This window comes from Sphingomonas sp. SFZ2018-12 (assembly GCF_022496715.1).
Lineage (GTDB): Bacteria > Pseudomonadota > Alphaproteobacteria > Sphingomonadales > Sphingomonadaceae > Sphingomonas.
Map to the genome: position 1 here is coordinate 997323 of NZ_WTFM01000001.1, position 14725 is coordinate 1012047.

The window sequence follows — 14725 nt, forward strand, 5'->3', positions numbered from 1 at the left end:
ATGGAGAAACGCCATGCTGGCTCTGCAACCCGTCGATACTGCCGTTACCGCCTTCCGGCCCGATCCAGTTACCCAGGACGAGGCAGCTGCCATGTTCCGGGCAGCCCTCAACCTGTTCGCCAAATGGGAACTGACCGATGAGCAGGCGGCAACCCTGCTCGACATGCCGGTGCGCTCCTATCGTCGATGGAAGGCTGAAGGCCCTGGGCGTATTTCGCGCGATGGGCGAGCGCGTCTTTCCAACCTCATGGGGATTCATAAAGCGCTCCGAATCATCTTCTCGGAGGCGACCCGCGGGTATGCCTGGATCAGGGCAGCCAACGACGCGTTCGGTGGAGTCAGTGCACTCGACGTGATGCTGGGAGGCGAGCTTACCGACATCATGCGGGTGCGTCGCTATCTCGACGCCGAGCGCGGCGGCTGGTGAGCGAAGCGGCAGATATCCCCGTTTCTCGAGTTGAGTGGAAGGGCGCTGTCAGAATCATCCGCAGCGCCTTTCCGCCGATCGATCTGTTCGAGGATATCGCTGATCCCGCGGACTGGCCGCTGCTGATCTCGGCAGAGCAGAAGACCAATCCACGCATCATGGCGACGATTGGCAATCTCGACCTCGTTCCGGTCGACCGACGAGTCGGCGGTAACGGAGCCTCCTACCTCATGGCGCCATTCACCCACGTTAGCACCGATCGACCGAGTCGCTTTACCGATGGCAGCTACGGCGTGCTCTACGTTGGGGACCGGTTCGAGACCGCGCTGTTCGAGACGATCCACCACCATGCCCGCTTCATGGCACGAACCCGGGAAGCGCCGGGATGGACCTCGCAGTTCCGCGAAATCATCATGTCGGTCGATGTAGACTTACATGATCTCCGAACCGTGGCGGGGAAGCCGGATTCGGCGCTCGATCCTGACAGCTACGCTGCATCTCAAGCGCTCGCGCGGCACCTCAGGGGCGCGGGATCGAACGGGATTGCTTACCCGAGCATCCGGCACCCCGGCGGGGAATGCGTCGCGCTATTCTACCCGGACTGCGCATCAAATCCGCTTCAGGGGCGGCACCTCGACTATCACTGGGATGGCGCGCGGGTTGATCTGGTTCGTGATGCGGGATCGGGCGCTGTCTTCCGGATTGTCGATTTGCCGCCCGATCCCGCCTGACCGAACGAGCTGGGTTTCCGGCCGAGTGCGGTAGGTTCTTCGAGCGCAGCTGGCGGCCAGAGCGTTCATGCCTGTGCACCAGCCTTCACGAGTTCATGAAGCGCTCTGTCTGGCGAAACCGGTCCCTTGTACAGCGGGCTACATGGTGTTTCCGCTAGCTTGGCGGAGATTGCCAGGAGGTCGTCATCATCGCCCTTTTCGTATGCATAGGCGGCCAGCCAGAATTCAGCCTGCTTCACGAACTCATTGAGGATGCCGACGACGCTCCGGTTCGCAGTTTTTGCGTATTGGACCTTGTCCATCCGCCAGACTTCTTGGGCGATGAATTCAGAAGGGACGCCATGCTCCTTCAGAACCAACGCCAATTGTGAGGGGAATCTCGGAGCAAGCGTGGCCGCCGGGGCCAGCGGCAAAAGCACGGGAAGCAGCGTACGCTCAGAAACCAGCAAAGCCACCTGCGGCTTCCAGAACATCACCGTGGCATACCAATTGCCCAGGGCGGTGTCGCTTGGCCCAGCGGTAACGATATCCGGCTTGATCCGATTGAGCAGCTTCTTCGTGCAATGAAGGTAGAACATCGCGGAACTGGATAGTGTTCGTTGTTCGGCACGTCCACCGACACATTTGGTCTCGCAGCGGCGATGTCAATTACCGCCCAAGTGAGGCCGTTCCACGCCAGCACCATAACGGATGCGCCTACCCAGACACGCCATTCTAACTTGCTGGAGCAGCTCGACAGCAATCCGCACCAATGTGAGGCAACCAGCAATGGCCTAGTCAATTCCGCAAGGGCCATTTCTGTCGTTGTTCGGGAGATTCAACAGTACGAAGTTCCATCGCCGTCGAAGAAAGCAGATAGTCACAACTTACATCGGGAAGACCCGCACCGAGATCAGCCATGTTCTCTTGACCTTGCAAGGCAACTTCAACAGCATGGCGCTCAAGGGGGTAAGCGGATGAATGCGGAGATGAAACCTGCCAAGCACAGCGCCGCTGGGCAATATCTAGGCTTTGCCTTGCAGCCAGTGCGGGTCTTTTATCATCTGCTGACAAGTCCGAAAGGCGCTAAGGTAGCAGCACCCTCATGGTGCGGCTCGGCATGCGCTACCCGTGCTGCATAATGCACGGGGTCGGCGTCGAACTTCGCCTTACAGCCGGCCGAGCAGAAGGCGTAACGCTCGCCTTCATACTCAGCCTTGTGAGCGGTCCTGGCGGGATCGACCACCATGCCACAGACTGGATCATGGTCGACGTGACCGGACGGCGTTTCGCCGTCCGGCTCATGATGGTGATGATGGCCGTGCGCCCCAGTCACCTCGGCGGCGCGTTCGCTCTTCTGATCGTCGTCGGCCATTCATCACCTTTCACACGCCGCGCGTGCCTTCCGGCCTTTGTTCACTCCTCGATCAGATGGAACTCTTCGAGCAGCTTGGCGATCTCTGTGCCTTCGAGCTTCTTCATCAGCAGCTTGCGCAGGAAGGCTGGTCCGGGAAGATCGATGCCCTTGCCGTCCCGCAGCGGACCGATCGCAGCAAGAAGTGTACGAATATCATAGGTCGAGTTGAAGACCTCCGGCACGCCGCGCTCGACATTCATCAGCGTGTAGACGGCCTCCATCGGGGTTCTCACCGAATATTCCGTGGTGAAGATGCAGTCCCGCTGCTTCGATTCCGCGAACTGGCCGATGAAGGCGAAGTTGACCGCGCCCTCCGGCACCACGTCCGGCCGGTCACCCGCCTGGCGCGGCATGAAGAAGGCGGTAATATAGGGCATCATCGTGGGAACGGTGCTGGCGCCGGATGCCGCGAGTTCGGGAATGTCCTCGACCGGCACGCCGAGGTGATAGAGCCATTCCTGGGTGATCTCCTCACCGGTGCATTCCTGCATCGGCTTCTTCACGAAGTCGCCGGGGCAATCGACAAAGAGCGCGTAGAACCAGGCGATCATCTGATCTTTGGGCTGCTTCTTGAAATGCGGCTGGCGATGAACCGTCCAGCTCAGCAGCCACGCCGAGTCCTTCACCGTGACGATACCGGCGGAGACGATCTTGCCGGTAAAGGGGTTCCGCTTGGTGATCTTCTCGACATAGGCCGGAATGCGGGCGTCGAGGGCAGTGATGGAGGCGGAGGCCCATTTCGTCTCCGGGATATGGGCGCCGAACACGTCGGGGCGGCCGAAGGCCGGATCCTTCGCGGCGATGCGGCGCCACAGGTCCCAGGCCGGCGCCGGTCCTTCATTGAGCTTCGCCGGCGTCCTGTGGTCGCCATTGTCGGAATTCTCGGTCAGCGAGCCGATCGTGATGAAGACGAGATCGTCTGGCCCGAGATTGACGCCGCCTTCGACGCCGCGCTCTTTCCAGTGAATGCGGGTCGCTTGCTTGCGGCCGGGCTGGATGTCGAAATCGACATCGGTGACCTCGACGCCGTAGCGGAACGTGACGCCGTGATCGGTCAGCCACTTCACCAGCGGCAGGACCATCGATTCATACTGGTTATAGCGGTTGAACTTGAGCGAGGAGAAGTCGGCGAGACTGCCGATATGATGGATGAAGCGGTGCAGGTAGAGCTTCATCTCCAGCGCGGAATGCCATTCCTCGAAGGCGAACATGGTGCGCCAGTAGAGCCAGAAATTGCTTTTGAGGAAGTCTTCGCCGAAGACCTCGTTGATACGCTTGTTCTCCATCTCCTCGCGCGTCGCGAGGAAGACCGAGAGCAGGTCCTTCTGGGCCTTGTCGTTTAGCGTCAACAGCGCTTTGTCGGGCACGTCCTGGCCCTGGTTCTGCGTCGTGCGCTGGAGCGAAAAGTTGGGATCGTCCCTGTTGAGCCGGTAGAACTCGTCGAGCACGCTGGCGTCCTCGATCTCCAGCGAGGGGATAGAGCGATAAAGGTCCCACAGGCACTCGAAATGTTCTTCCATTTCGCGGCCGCCGCGAATGACGAAGCCCTTTTCGGGCACGTCCAGACCATCGAGCGCGCCACCAGGGATTTCCAGCTCTTCAAGGATGGTGATGCGGTCGCCGGAAACGCCGCCGTCGCGGATCAGGAAGGCCGCGCCGGCAAGCCCCGCCAGCCCCGAACCTACAAACCAGGCCGTCTTCTTGTCGGCGCCCTCGGGCTTGCGGGGACGCACGAAGGCTTCATAGTTTCCGCTGCTATAGTGCATGGCGAACTCCTGTTCTTCTTGTTGGGATCAGTCTGCGGAGGGCTTGTAGCTGTAGAAGCCTTCGCCCGAGGCGATGCCGAGCCTGCCCTTGTCGATGTAGTTTTCCTTCAGCCAGGCGGCGAGCGACTGAGCATGCTCGTCGCCATGCGAGAGGATGTTGTAGGGGGTGTTCAATCCGATGATGTCGTAGATCTGGAACGGCCCCATCGGCGCGCCGGTGGCGATCCGCCAGACCTTGTCGACATCTTCCGGCTCGGCATAGCCGCCGGCCGCCAGATCGGCGGCCGCGTCCAGGAGCGGCACCAAAAGCGAATTGAGGACGTAACCCGCTTTCTCCTTGCGCACCGGGATCGGCACCATGCCGATGGCGGAGGCGAAGGCGATCAGGGCATCGAACACGGCCGGATCGGTGTCGTCCGTGCCCATCACCTCGGCGGTGTTGAACTTCCAGATGCTGTTGGCGAAGTGCAGCGCCAGAAACCGGTCCGGTCGGCCGGTGTAAGCCTTCAGGTCGCTCGGCAGCAGGGTCGAGCTATTGGTGGCGAAGATCGTCCTGTCCGGCGCGAGCCCCGCCAGTTTCTCGTAGAGCGCCTGCTTGATCGAAAGAACCTCCGGAACCGCCTCGATCACGAGGTCCGCGTCCGCGACGGCCGCGCCGAGATCGCTCAGCAGAGCGATCCGCTTGAGCGCCTCGGCCGCCTTGCCGCCAGCCGCGCCCGACACCTCGTTCGTGTAGGTTTCGACGAGCGCCGCCAGCCGTGCGCGCGCCTGTTCGAGCGCTTCCTCGCTGATGTCGTAGGCGACAACATCGAAGCCGCTATAGGCCGTCTGGAAGGCGATCTGGCTCCCGAGGACTCCCGTGCCGAGAACCGCCACTTTCCTGATATCGCTCATCCAATTTCCTTCTGCGCGGTATCGTCACTTAGAAACGGAGCCGCCACCTCCACCGGGACGCGGGCCAGCTTGCCGGTTTCCCGATCGACCAGGGCCCATTGGGTCAGCGAGGCGACGATCGTCCGGCCGTCTTCGGCATGGAATTCGACACATCGTGCATAGCGGGCACCCCGCGGCGCTCGGACGACCCAGGTGATCGCACTGACCTCGTCTCCCGCCCGGACATTGCCGCGATAGTCGACCTCATGGCGCAGCACGACCGCGACGAACCGGTCGCGATCCTGCGGCCGCGCGGCCGACAGCCAATGCGCCACCGACGCATCCTGAATCCAGGTCACCCAGACCGCATTGTTGACATGGCCGAGTTCGTCGATGTCGGCGTCCCGGGCGCGGAAGCGGATATGGAAGCGCCGATGCTCATCCACCTCGCCGACGAGTGGGTGTCCGTGCTCATCGCAGCCGATGCGTCGACGATCTGACACGATCCCGCTCACGAATACGCCTGCTCCTCATGCGACGAACCCAGTCCTGCCATGGCGCGGAAGAAGCCGACGAGCATCTCGTCGCGCGGCATGGCGCCTTCGACATCGCCCTGCACCGCCAGTCCCATCCAGAGCGCGTAAAGACCGATACCGGTCTGCATCGGCGGCAAGGCCGGACGAAGTGCGAAGCGTTGCGTCAGATCGGCGACGAGCTCACCGAACATCCGATAGCAGGCCGCCTTGCCCTCCCGGTGCCGCTCGGCGAAAGCCGGATCGCGCCGGGCATGGAGCTGCAATTCGATCGAGAGCAGTGACCATTGTGCCTCGTCGGCCAACTTCGCGAGCCGCGCGGCCAGCACCTGCAGCGTCGCCTCGATATCGTCGCCGGAGCAGTGCGCGACCAGGTCGCGAAGCAGTGTGACCTCGTCCTGGATATGGCTTTGCAGGATCTCGACCAGCAGATCATCCTTGCTGGCGAAGTTCGAGTAGAAGGCGCCCTGCGAATGCCCTGCAGCGCTGCAGATGTTGCGAATCGACATGGCAGCGACCCCCTCCTCGATAATCGAGGAATGCGCGGCCGCGATCAGCCGGTCCCGCGTCTGGCGCTGCGTGTCCTTGCGCGTAAGCGGCATGGGTTCGTTCTCCAACCAACGGGCGAGACGTGCGAAACCTTTTTGGAGGTTCCGCGTTCTCAGTGAAACCAGATATCAACTGATATCCGAAATCAACGGCGATTTCGACCCGAAATCGTTCCTGGGCAACGAAATCTCAGTGTGAAGGAGCGCTCTTGGCTCAAACCTACATTGGCTATTCCCCGGACGTGGAGGTTCTCGGCGAGGACGAGGAGCGGCTGACCGCCGAGATCCTCGAGATCATGGCCAACACCAACCGGGGGCCTTCGAGCGTCATCGCCACGCCGTGCGCGACGCCCATGCCAAAAGCCATGGGTTCCTGAAGGGCGAACTGATCGTTCACGAACTGCCCTCGCATCTGCGCCAGGGCTTGTTCGCCCGACCCGCCAATTATCCGGTGGTGATCCGCCTCTCTTCGGCGCCGGGCGACATCCACTCGGATACCATTCCCGCGCCGCGTGGCATGGCGATCAAGGTGATCGGTGTCGATGGCGAGCGGCTTCTCCCCGAAGACAAGGGCCACAACCAGGATTTCCTGCTCGTCAACATCCCGACCTTGAGCTTCGGCACGATCGGTAAATATCGCCAGCTCATCAGCCTTCTGGAGAAGAATGCCCAGAACCCGGCCTTTCTCCAGCGAGCGATGGCTGGGGTCGCGCGCGGCGTGGAGGCGGCAGTCGAAGCGGTCGGCGTCGAGCCCGGCGCCACGCTGCGCGGGCTCGCTCGCGACAATAACCATCTGCTGGGCGAAACCTATCATTCGATGGCGGCGATCCGCTTTGGCGATTACATCGCCAAGATCAGCGCCGCGCCGCTTTCCGACAATGTCCGCGCGCTCACCGGCAAGGACGTCGGCACGGTGGAGGATGCCACCATGCGCGATCTGGTTGTCGAGCATTTCCGCGACCAAGGTGCTGAGTATCAACTGCGCGCCCAACTTTGCGCTGATCTCGACAAGATGCCTGTCGAGGACGCGGCGGTGCTCTGGCCCGAAGAGCTGTCGCCACACCAGCCGATCGCCACGCTGCGCATCCCGCCGCAGGACGCCTATTCGCCGGCGCGGCGGGTCTATGGCGATGACGTGCTGTCGTTCAATCCCTGGCACGGTATCCGCGATCATCAGCCGCTCGGATCGATCATGCGGGTGCGCATCGCCGCCTATGAACGATCCACCCGCTACCGCCACGAAATGAACGCGCAACCGCGCGCCGAGCCGGCGAGCATCGACGTCATTCCGGACTGACGATCCGATCGTCACACGCAATCACGAAAGGAGGCCAGCCATGGCCGAGACCGAAGAAACCCCGCTGATCGATGAAACCCGCTTGCAGGCCATCCGCCGCCGCATCGAGGAAGTGGTTGGCGATGCGCCACAGCTCGCCAAGCTCGCCCTCGAGCAGATGGTGACGAAGCATAATCCCGACCTCAAGGGCACAGCCGGCTCGGCCGGTCGCGTCGGCGCGCAGTCCGGCAATGTCTCCGAGCTCACCGCCATCGCAAACTTGAAGCCAGGCGGCGCGGACCGGCTGAAACGCATCTTCGGGCTGGTGAACGGCAATTTCGATGGCGCGCAGAAAGTCGGCACGCTCCACAATATGCGGTTCGTGTTCTTCGACAACGACACACGCATCCTGTTCGCCACCGCCTATGACGGCGACTGGGACACCTATATCAACGACTTCGCCACCAAGATCCCCGACCTGATGGACCTGCTTTTCGCTTCGGTCGAAGGTTGGCCTGGCATCGCAAGCCCCAAGGTCAAGGATTTCATCGCCGAGCATCAGATCACCGCTGCCGGCTGGTTCGTCGCCAACCCGCAGGTGACCGTCGTCGACGTGCGCCGCCTTCAGCGGATGGAGCATGCCGTCAACGAATTCCTGGACAAGGTGGGCTGAGCCATGGCGATCCTTCAGAAACTGAAAGAGCGCTTCCGGCGCGACAGCGTTACGCTCGATCTGCACGACATTCAGGCGCTGATCCTGCGAAGCCGGCCCGAGCCTTATGTCGGTATCCACGCCATGCTCCATTTCGACGAGGCGGAGGGCGCGCGCGATCTTCTCGGCCGGCTCGCGCCCCATATCGCATCTGCCGACAACTGGAGCGAGGATCTTGATTTCTGGATCGGGGCCGCACTCAGCTTCGAGGGGCTGAAGGCGCTCGGCGTTCCCGAAGCGCAGCTCAAGACATTCCCGCTCCCCTTCCAGCAGGGCATGGCCGCACGCGCGGAGCAGCTTCGCGACTTCGGGCCCAACGCGCCTGAAAACTGGGAAGAGGTGTTCAAGCCGGACAACTGCCATCTCGCGCTGACCATCTACGCGGTCGACGATGATGCGCTCGACAAGGCGCTGGCGACGGCGCGCACCGAACTCGACCGGAGCAGCGGCGTCACCTTGCTCGGCGAGCATCGCTTCGGCGCGCCAGACGGCGCGAAAAACCCGTTCGGTTTCCGGGATTCGATCTCCCAGCCCGCAGTGGAGGGCAGCGGCGTTGATCCGCTGCCAGGCGAGGAGCGGCCGATCAAGGCCGGCGAATTCATCCTCGGCTATGAGAGCGAGAACGGCCAGCCGCTCGGCATGCCCGAGCCTGCGGTTCTCGGAAGGAACGGCACCTTCGTCGTAATGCGCAAGTATAACAGCCGGGTCGGTTGCTTCAACGCCTTCCTCAAGGCACATGGCGACACGCCGGATGAACGCGAGCGCCTTGCCGCCAAGATGTTCGGGCGCTGGCGCTCCGGCGCACCCTTGACGCTGGCGCACGATCACGACGATCCCGACCTCGGCGCCGATTCGCAGCGCAACAACGACTTCACCTTCAAGGACGATCCCAAAGGCCGCGTCGTGCCGCTCGGCTGCCATATGCGACGGCTCAATCCCCGCGATTCCGAGTTGACGCTGCTCACCGACGTCAACATCCACCGCATCATTCGCCGTTCCTCGACCTTCGGGCCGGTTTATTCCGAGGATGTGGGGCCTGAGGACGATGCCAACGGCGATCGCGGCCTGTTCTTCATCTTCATCAGCGCGCGTGCCTACGACACGATCGAGTTCATGCAGCAGGAGTGGATCAACCGAGGCAATTTCGTCGACCTTGGCGAAGAGCGCGATCCGATCGTTGGCCTGCATGAGGATGATGGCCGGTTCACGATCCCGCAGGCGCCGGCGCGCAAGCGCATCGACGGTGTGCAGACTTTCAATGTCATGAAGGGCGGCGAATATCTGTTCATGCCAAGCCTGTCCGCGCTCAAATGGCTGGCGGCCGGGAGCTGGGGTTAGGAACCCGCCGGTCAGTCGTTGGCCTTTGTGAAGATGAACGTGCAATTCATCAGGATCGCTGCGCTCGGCCTCACCATGATCTTTGCCAGTCGCGCCTGGCCCGATCGGTAATCCTGACGTCTGCAAAAACTGCCTCTAAGGCATGATCGGCGAGGACGCTTCGGTCATCCGGACCGCTTGAGCGCAGGCGTTTCGGATCCTGGGTGGCCGCCTGCTGTCCGGCTGGGTCGGCGAGCCGACGACCGATCGCACGGAGCCTCTCCCCGATGGCCGTTTCGCGTTCCGTCACGGAAGCCTGGATGATCGCGGCGTAAGCGGACGGCATCCAGAGACCGAACAGCGTATCCATTCCGTAGTCGCGAAAGCGTACACGGCTTGCGACATCCTCCATTTCGCTAGGATCCGTTTCCATCATCCCAATCGCGCTGCGCAGACCGAACCCAAAGCCCTCCGTGCGGGGACTGGCATGTTCTACTCCACTTACATCGCCGATACGGATGTCAATTCGCCGACGATCTTCGGGCGACAGCTTGTAAGCCTCGAATGTGAAGAGCTGCTGGTGCGGAGGCTTGTGGCAGAGAACCCCGTCCAGGAAGAAGTCACGCATCGTAGATGGGCGTTGCCGACGAGCCACGGGATCATCGACCGACTGTGCAGCATCGAAGACCGCCTGAACATAGTTCGAGAGTTCCTCGTGAGGGCCGGATAGTCGCAGCATCAACTCGTGGCGGTCGCTGCCGGGATTCGCCGAACCGATGAACCAATAGGGGCGGGTAGTCCTTAGGAAACGAAAAAGCTTCGTGTGGAAGTGAACTGGAGACCGTCCAACAATGGCGATTTCGATCGAGCGGTAACCGATCCGTCGCAGCTCCCTCTGGACCCCGCGCATGTGCTCCCACACTTTTGGTAGGGTTATGGTCGCGTCGGAACCGACTGCGATTCGCACCCGGCAGTCCCGCCGCCGCGCCCGTGGCAGCTTTCGGAGCAAGTCGAGGAGCCAAACATGATCGTAGTAGCCACCCAGAATGGTGATCTCGGTCGCGTCGCTGGCGGCAGCGGAAAGCGCATCGTCAAGATCGACAATGCCTACGCCATCTGGCTCGAGATTAATAGCGTCGGGGCGACCGACGTATACGGCGTCACTGAGTGGCATGCAGTTTCATCGCTCTTCCCGACTGTCGATACGTGTTGAAGTGCAAATTGGTAGCTGAATAAGCAACAATTTTGGCACTCGGCATTGGGCGATTTGTAGTTGGCGGATTGAGTTTTGTGCCGCGTTGTCTCAGCGATCGCCATCGTCTACTGAAAGACCCGCGACAAACGCATTAGAGGGGAGTGGGCTTTGCCCTGATTGAGCCGCTTGGGCGTCGATGGTCGATGCACTTGGCTCACAGTCAGGAGTGTGTCCCATGATCAAATCGATCCCACTGAACAAGCTCGTTCAGTCGCCTCGTAATGTCCGCCGTCACAGTGATCCGGCAGCAGATACCGAGCTTAAGGCCAGCATTGCTGCGCATGGTCTGCTGCAGAACCTCATCGTTAGACCCGCTGCCAAAGGCAAGTTCGAGGTGGAAGCGGGCGAGCGCCGTCGTCGTGCGATGCTGGCGCTAGTGGACGAAAAGATCCTCGCTCGTGATCACGAAGTCACCTGCCTCGTGCTCGAAGACAGTGCGGAAGCCGCGGTTGAGACCAGCCTTGCGGAAAACTTCCACCGCCTCGCCATGAACCCGGCCGACGAAGTCCAGGCCTTTGCCGCGCTCGTAACAGGCGGTGCGACCGTCGAGGACGTTGCCCGCCGCTTCGGTTTGACGGTCCGTTTCGTTGAGGGGCGCCTGCGTCTCGCGACGCTTGCGCCGGTCGTGTTCGAGGCGCTGGCCTCTGGCCAGATCACGCTCGACATCGCCAAAGCCTTTGGCGCTACCTCAGATCAGGACATCCAGGCCCGCGTCTTCGAGCAGGTTTCGTCGGCCTACTATGCCCCCAATCCGGACAGCATCCGGCGCTTGGTTCTGGCAGGGACTGTCCGGGGCAGCGATCCGCGTGCTCGGCTCGTTGGTCGAGACGCCTATATCGCTGCCGGCGGCCGGATCCAGCGCGAGCTGTTCGACAACGACGACAGCGAATCCTGGATCGATGTTGCGCTGCTCGAGAGCCTCGCGGCGGCAAAGATGGAAGAGCAGGCCAAAGCCCTCGCCGCCGAGCAGGGTCTCGCTTGGGTCAAGCCGACGCTCGATCCCTATGCCAGCCACGATCTGGTCGAAGGGCTGGTCCGGCTTCCTGCCGAACCGGCGCCATTGACCGACGCAGAATTGGCGAGGCTCGACGAACTCGATGCCTCCTATGACGAGCATGCGGCGATCCTCGAGGATGAGGACAGTGCCGAGGAGGCTGTGGCAGCCGCCGAAGCGGCGATCGAGGCCATCGAACGCGAATGCCAGGAGATTCGTGCCCGCCCGCCCGTCATCGCGCCGGAGCTCAAGGCCGATGCAGGAATGGTGCTGGTGCTCTCCCGCGATGGCACGCCGGTTCTCCAGCCGGTGTTCTACGCCGAGCGTCAGGCTGAACCCGCCGAACCCGATGACGGGATCGAAGTCGTTGCAGGCGAAGAAGGTTCGGACAGGCGCCGGACCACCTTGTCGAAACGTCTGGTCGACGAACTCGCGATGCAGCGCCGCGATGTTCTGGCACTTCACGTTGCATCCGATCCCGGGCTGGCGCTTGACATCATGGTCTTCACTCTCGCCGATGCCGATACCCACGACTGGCGGGCGCGCCCTTCGACCACACTGCGCGCGCCTGTCCCGGCAGGCCCGATCATCGGCTTCGAAGCCAAGGATGCGCTGACGAGCAGCGCGCTTGCCGAGCTCAGGTCCGGCCTCGACGAAAGCTGGCGCGCCGGGCCTGATGCAACGTCCCGCTTCGATCTGTTTCGGGCGCTGCACGATGACAGCCGCGCGGCCTGGCTCGGCTACGTCGTCGCCCGGTCGCTCGAGGCGAGCCTCAACATGACCGGTGAGCGCCAACTGCCATTCCACGATCATCTCGGCAGTCTGATCGGCATCGATATGGCGCAGTGGTGGCGGCCGACGGCGGCCAACTACTTCGACCGGGTCTCGAAGCAGGTGATCCTCGACGCGCTGACCGATGTTGGCGGTCTCGAACTCTCTTCGCGCTTCGCCTCGGTCAAGAAGGGTGACCTCGCGATGAGCGCCGAGCGCGTCTTCGCCGGCACCTACATCACCGAGGTCGAGGTCCGTGAAAAGGCTCTGGCCTGGGTGCCTGAGGTCATGCGGTTCGCCTCGACTACCCTGGAGGCCGGCGAAGCCGAGATCGACGCAGCTGACGCTGAGTCTGGTGTCGACGGCGAAATTCATACCCCCCACGAGCTGGCCGCCTGACCTCCTCCTGACAGGCAAGGCCACTCGTACCTCGAGAAGCGGTCCTTCGGCTTAGGCCGGAGGGCCGCTTCCTTTTTGGAAGGAGAGCAGAGGGGGCTCGGGACCCTGTGGCACTGACCGGCGAACCCGTCGCCGACTGTCCAGATGCATCAATCAGGAGAACCATCATGGCCTATCGCAAGGGGCAGAGCGGCGGCTTGTCGCCCGCCACCCGGATCACCCAGGAAATCATCGCCCGTCTGGAAGCAGGCACGAAGCCATGGATCAAGCCGTGGCGCGGTGTCCCGGTCTCCCGGCCCTTGCGGGCCTGTGGGATTCCGTACCGAGGCATGAACGTGTTCTGGCTTTGGATGGTCGCCGACATGTGCGGCTACGCCTCGCCATTCTGGATGACCTACAATCAGGCAAAATCGCTCGGCGCTCAGGTCCGCAAAGGCGAGAAGTCGACCATCGCGATCTTCTACAAGAGCTACACAAAGGAGGTCGAAGCTCCCGACACTGGCGAAAAGACCGACGAAGCCCGCCGGGTGCTGAAGGCCTATCCGGTCTTCAATGCCGATCAGGTCGAGGGTCTGCCTGAGCGCTTCCATCCTGCCGCAACGTTGGAACTGGTCGAGCCTGAAGGGCGCGAAGCCGAGCTCGACGTCTTCTTTGCTGCCATCCCCGTCAACCTGCGCCACCAAGGCTGCGAAGCCTATTACGAACCGACTGCGGATCGCGTCACGATGCCGCCGGTCAGCCTGTTTGGCGGGTTCGATCACTACTACGCCACGCTCGCTCACGAACTGTCGCACTGGACCGGCCATCCCAACCGCTTGGGCCGGGACCTCAAGAACCGCTTCGGCACAGCGGCCTATGCCGCCGAGGAACTCGTCGCCGAACTCGCCAGCGCCATGCTGGGCGCCGAGCTGGGGCTGCCGGTCACGCATCTCGACAGCCATGCGAGCTATATCGAGCATTGGCTCAGGCTTCTGAAGGACGACGACCGCGCCATTCTGACCGCTGCGGCCAAGGCCGAAGAAGCCGCGAGCCTGCTGCTGAAGCTCGGCGGGAAGGTCAGTCCCGAGCAGTTTGATGACAGGTCCGACGACGCTGCGCTTGCGGCCTGAGGGAGGGTGTCATGGGCAGATCTGTCAGCTATCCCAACGGCGCCATCGTTGCTTTCACGGTGCTTGATGTCGAAAGCGACGACGACTGGGAATTAGAATACGAGTGGCTGCGCGAAGACCTGCGGAAGCGGGCCGGCCGAGCCTTCCCGTCGCTAATCCCGCATGACGGCTGGCGCGGTCGGGAGGACCGGATCCTCATGCGCAATGCCTATGCGGATTTTGGCGTATCGGTCTACGGCGGGCTTGTGGCCGTCTGGATCGTCGAGCGCGATGACGGGCCCTATTGGGACGCCGATTGGCGCACGGCCCGCTCACCGCGGGCACAGCGCTGGCTGTCCCAGATCGCATCCCGTTTCGATGCCTTGTTCGGCGACTATGATTGCCTCGGGCACATGTCGAACGGCGAGGGGGTCTACACCAAGCGCGCAGCTTGAGCTCCACGAGTTGGCAGGGCGCCGTGCTTTGGGTTGCCATCCCTGACTGAGCTTTGCCGGCCGCTCATGGTCTGTCGCCATGCGAAAGAGGCCCTGGACCAGCCGCCAGTCTTGCGCAACCCGGCTTGGGCGGGCCCGTGTTGGCCTTGGCCCTTCGGGCTCAAGGCCTGCCCGCGCCAGCCCG

General features: G+C 62.4%; 15 protein-coding genes and 1 pseudogene. 9 read left to right on the plus strand and 7 right to left on the minus strand.

The window, feature by feature from the left end:
• The first annotated feature begins 13 nt into the window (after window positions 1-13).
• Together GO308_RS04590 and GO308_RS04595 are read left to right on the plus strand one after the other, a co-directional pair.
• The gene (locus GO308_RS04590; RefSeq protein ID WP_240884067.1) at window positions 14-427 is read left to right on the plus strand and encodes an MbcA/ParS/Xre antitoxin family protein; all 414 of its coding nucleotides are present in this window, start codon (window positions 14-16) and stop codon (window positions 425-427) included.
• Window positions 424-1158: an RES family NAD+ phosphorylase gene (locus tag GO308_RS04595; protein WP_240884069.1), complete on the plus strand. Its 735-nt coding sequence runs from the start codon at window positions 424-426 to the stop codon at window positions 1156-1158. Before GO308_RS04590 ends, GO308_RS04595 begins: the two co-directional genes overlap by 4 nt.
• A gap of 65 nt (window positions 1159-1223) precedes the next feature.
• On the opposite strand, the gene GO308_RS04600 is transcribed toward GO308_RS04595, so the two are convergent.
• The 6 genes and pseudogenes from GO308_RS04600 to GO308_RS04625 form a co-directional block, all read right to left on the minus strand.
• Window positions 1224-1736: a hypothetical protein gene (locus GO308_RS04600; RefSeq protein ID WP_240884070.1), complete on the minus strand. Its 513-nt coding sequence runs from the start codon at window positions 1734-1736 to the stop codon at window positions 1224-1226.
• A 530-nt stretch (window positions 1737-2266) separates the two neighbouring features.
• Window positions 2267-2512, minus strand: a pseudogene (locus tag GO308_RS04605) (YHS domain-containing protein); the annotation flags it as partial.
• Between the two features lie 41 nt (window positions 2513-2553).
• On the minus strand, window positions 2554-4320 hold the full coding sequence (locus tag GO308_RS04610) for an oleate hydratase (protein WP_240884074.1): 1767 nt from the start codon (window positions 4318-4320) through the stop codon (window positions 2554-2556).
• A gap of 27 nt (window positions 4321-4347) precedes the next feature.
• On the minus strand, window positions 4348-5214 hold the full coding sequence (locus GO308_RS04615) for a 3-hydroxyacyl-CoA dehydrogenase (protein ID WP_240884083.1): 867 nt from the start codon (window positions 5212-5214) through the stop codon (window positions 4348-4350).
• Window positions 5211-5639: an acyl-CoA thioesterase gene (locus GO308_RS04620; RefSeq protein WP_240885199.1), complete on the minus strand. Its 429-nt coding sequence runs from the start codon at window positions 5637-5639 to the stop codon at window positions 5211-5213. Before GO308_RS04620 ends, GO308_RS04615 begins: the two co-directional genes overlap by 4 nt.
• A gap of 65 nt (window positions 5640-5704) precedes the next feature.
• Complete coding sequence (locus GO308_RS04625) at window positions 5705-6328, minus strand: TetR/AcrR family transcriptional regulator (protein WP_050746444.1); 624 nt, start codon at window positions 6326-6328, stop codon at window positions 5705-5707.
• 155 nt (window positions 6329-6483) lie between these two features.
• Here GO308_RS04625 and GO308_RS04630 point away from each other — a divergent pair, with 155 nt between their 5' ends.
• Genes GO308_RS04630 through GO308_RS04645 form a run of 4 tightly spaced genes read left to right on the plus strand, consistent with a single transcriptional unit; the run spans window position 6484 to window position 9600 of the window.
• Entirely contained in the window at window positions 6484-6651 is a 168-nt protein-coding gene (locus GO308_RS04630; RefSeq protein WP_240884084.1) for a hypothetical protein, read from the plus strand.
• A complete protein-coding gene (locus GO308_RS04635) occupies window positions 6615-7571 on the plus strand; it encodes a catalase family protein (protein ID WP_240884087.1) in 957 nt (318 codons plus the stop codon). The genes GO308_RS04630 and GO308_RS04635 overlap by 37 nt, the downstream gene beginning before the upstream one ends.
• A gap of 40 nt (window positions 7572-7611) precedes the next feature.
• Complete coding sequence (locus GO308_RS04640) at window positions 7612-8223, plus strand: hypothetical protein (protein WP_240884089.1); 612 nt, start codon at window positions 7612-7614, stop codon at window positions 8221-8223.
• A 3-nt stretch (window positions 8224-8226) separates the two neighbouring features.
• Window positions 8227-9600 carry a Dyp-type peroxidase gene (locus tag GO308_RS04645; protein WP_240884100.1) on the plus strand — a complete coding sequence of 458 codons (1374 nt, stop codon included), beginning with the start codon at window positions 8227-8229 and terminating at the stop codon, window positions 9598-9600.
• Window positions 9601-9670: 70 nt separating this feature from the next.
• On the opposite strand, the gene GO308_RS04650 is transcribed toward GO308_RS04645, so the two are convergent.
• Window positions 9671-10753, minus strand: coding sequence for a hypothetical protein (locus GO308_RS04650; RefSeq protein WP_240884101.1), 1083 nt, complete (start codon window positions 10751-10753; stop codon window positions 9671-9673).
• Window positions 10754-11009: 256 nt separating this feature from the next.
• Between GO308_RS04650 and GO308_RS04655 the strand changes: the two genes are divergently transcribed.
• From GO308_RS04655 to GO308_RS04665, 3 genes are all read left to right on the plus strand, one after another.
• On the plus strand, window positions 11010-12998 hold the full coding sequence (locus GO308_RS04655) for a ParB/RepB/Spo0J family partition protein (protein WP_240884103.1): 1989 nt from the start codon (window positions 11010-11012) through the stop codon (window positions 12996-12998).
• A gap of 167 nt (window positions 12999-13165) precedes the next feature.
• Complete coding sequence (locus tag GO308_RS04660; RefSeq protein ID WP_240884105.1) at window positions 13166-14107, plus strand: zincin-like metallopeptidase domain-containing protein; 942 nt, start codon at window positions 13166-13168, stop codon at window positions 14105-14107.
• Window positions 14108-14118: 11 nt separating this feature from the next.
• Entirely contained in the window at window positions 14119-14541 is a 423-nt protein-coding gene (locus tag GO308_RS04665; RefSeq protein ID WP_240884108.1) for a hypothetical protein, read from the plus strand.
• Window positions 14542-14725 lie beyond the last annotated feature (184 nt).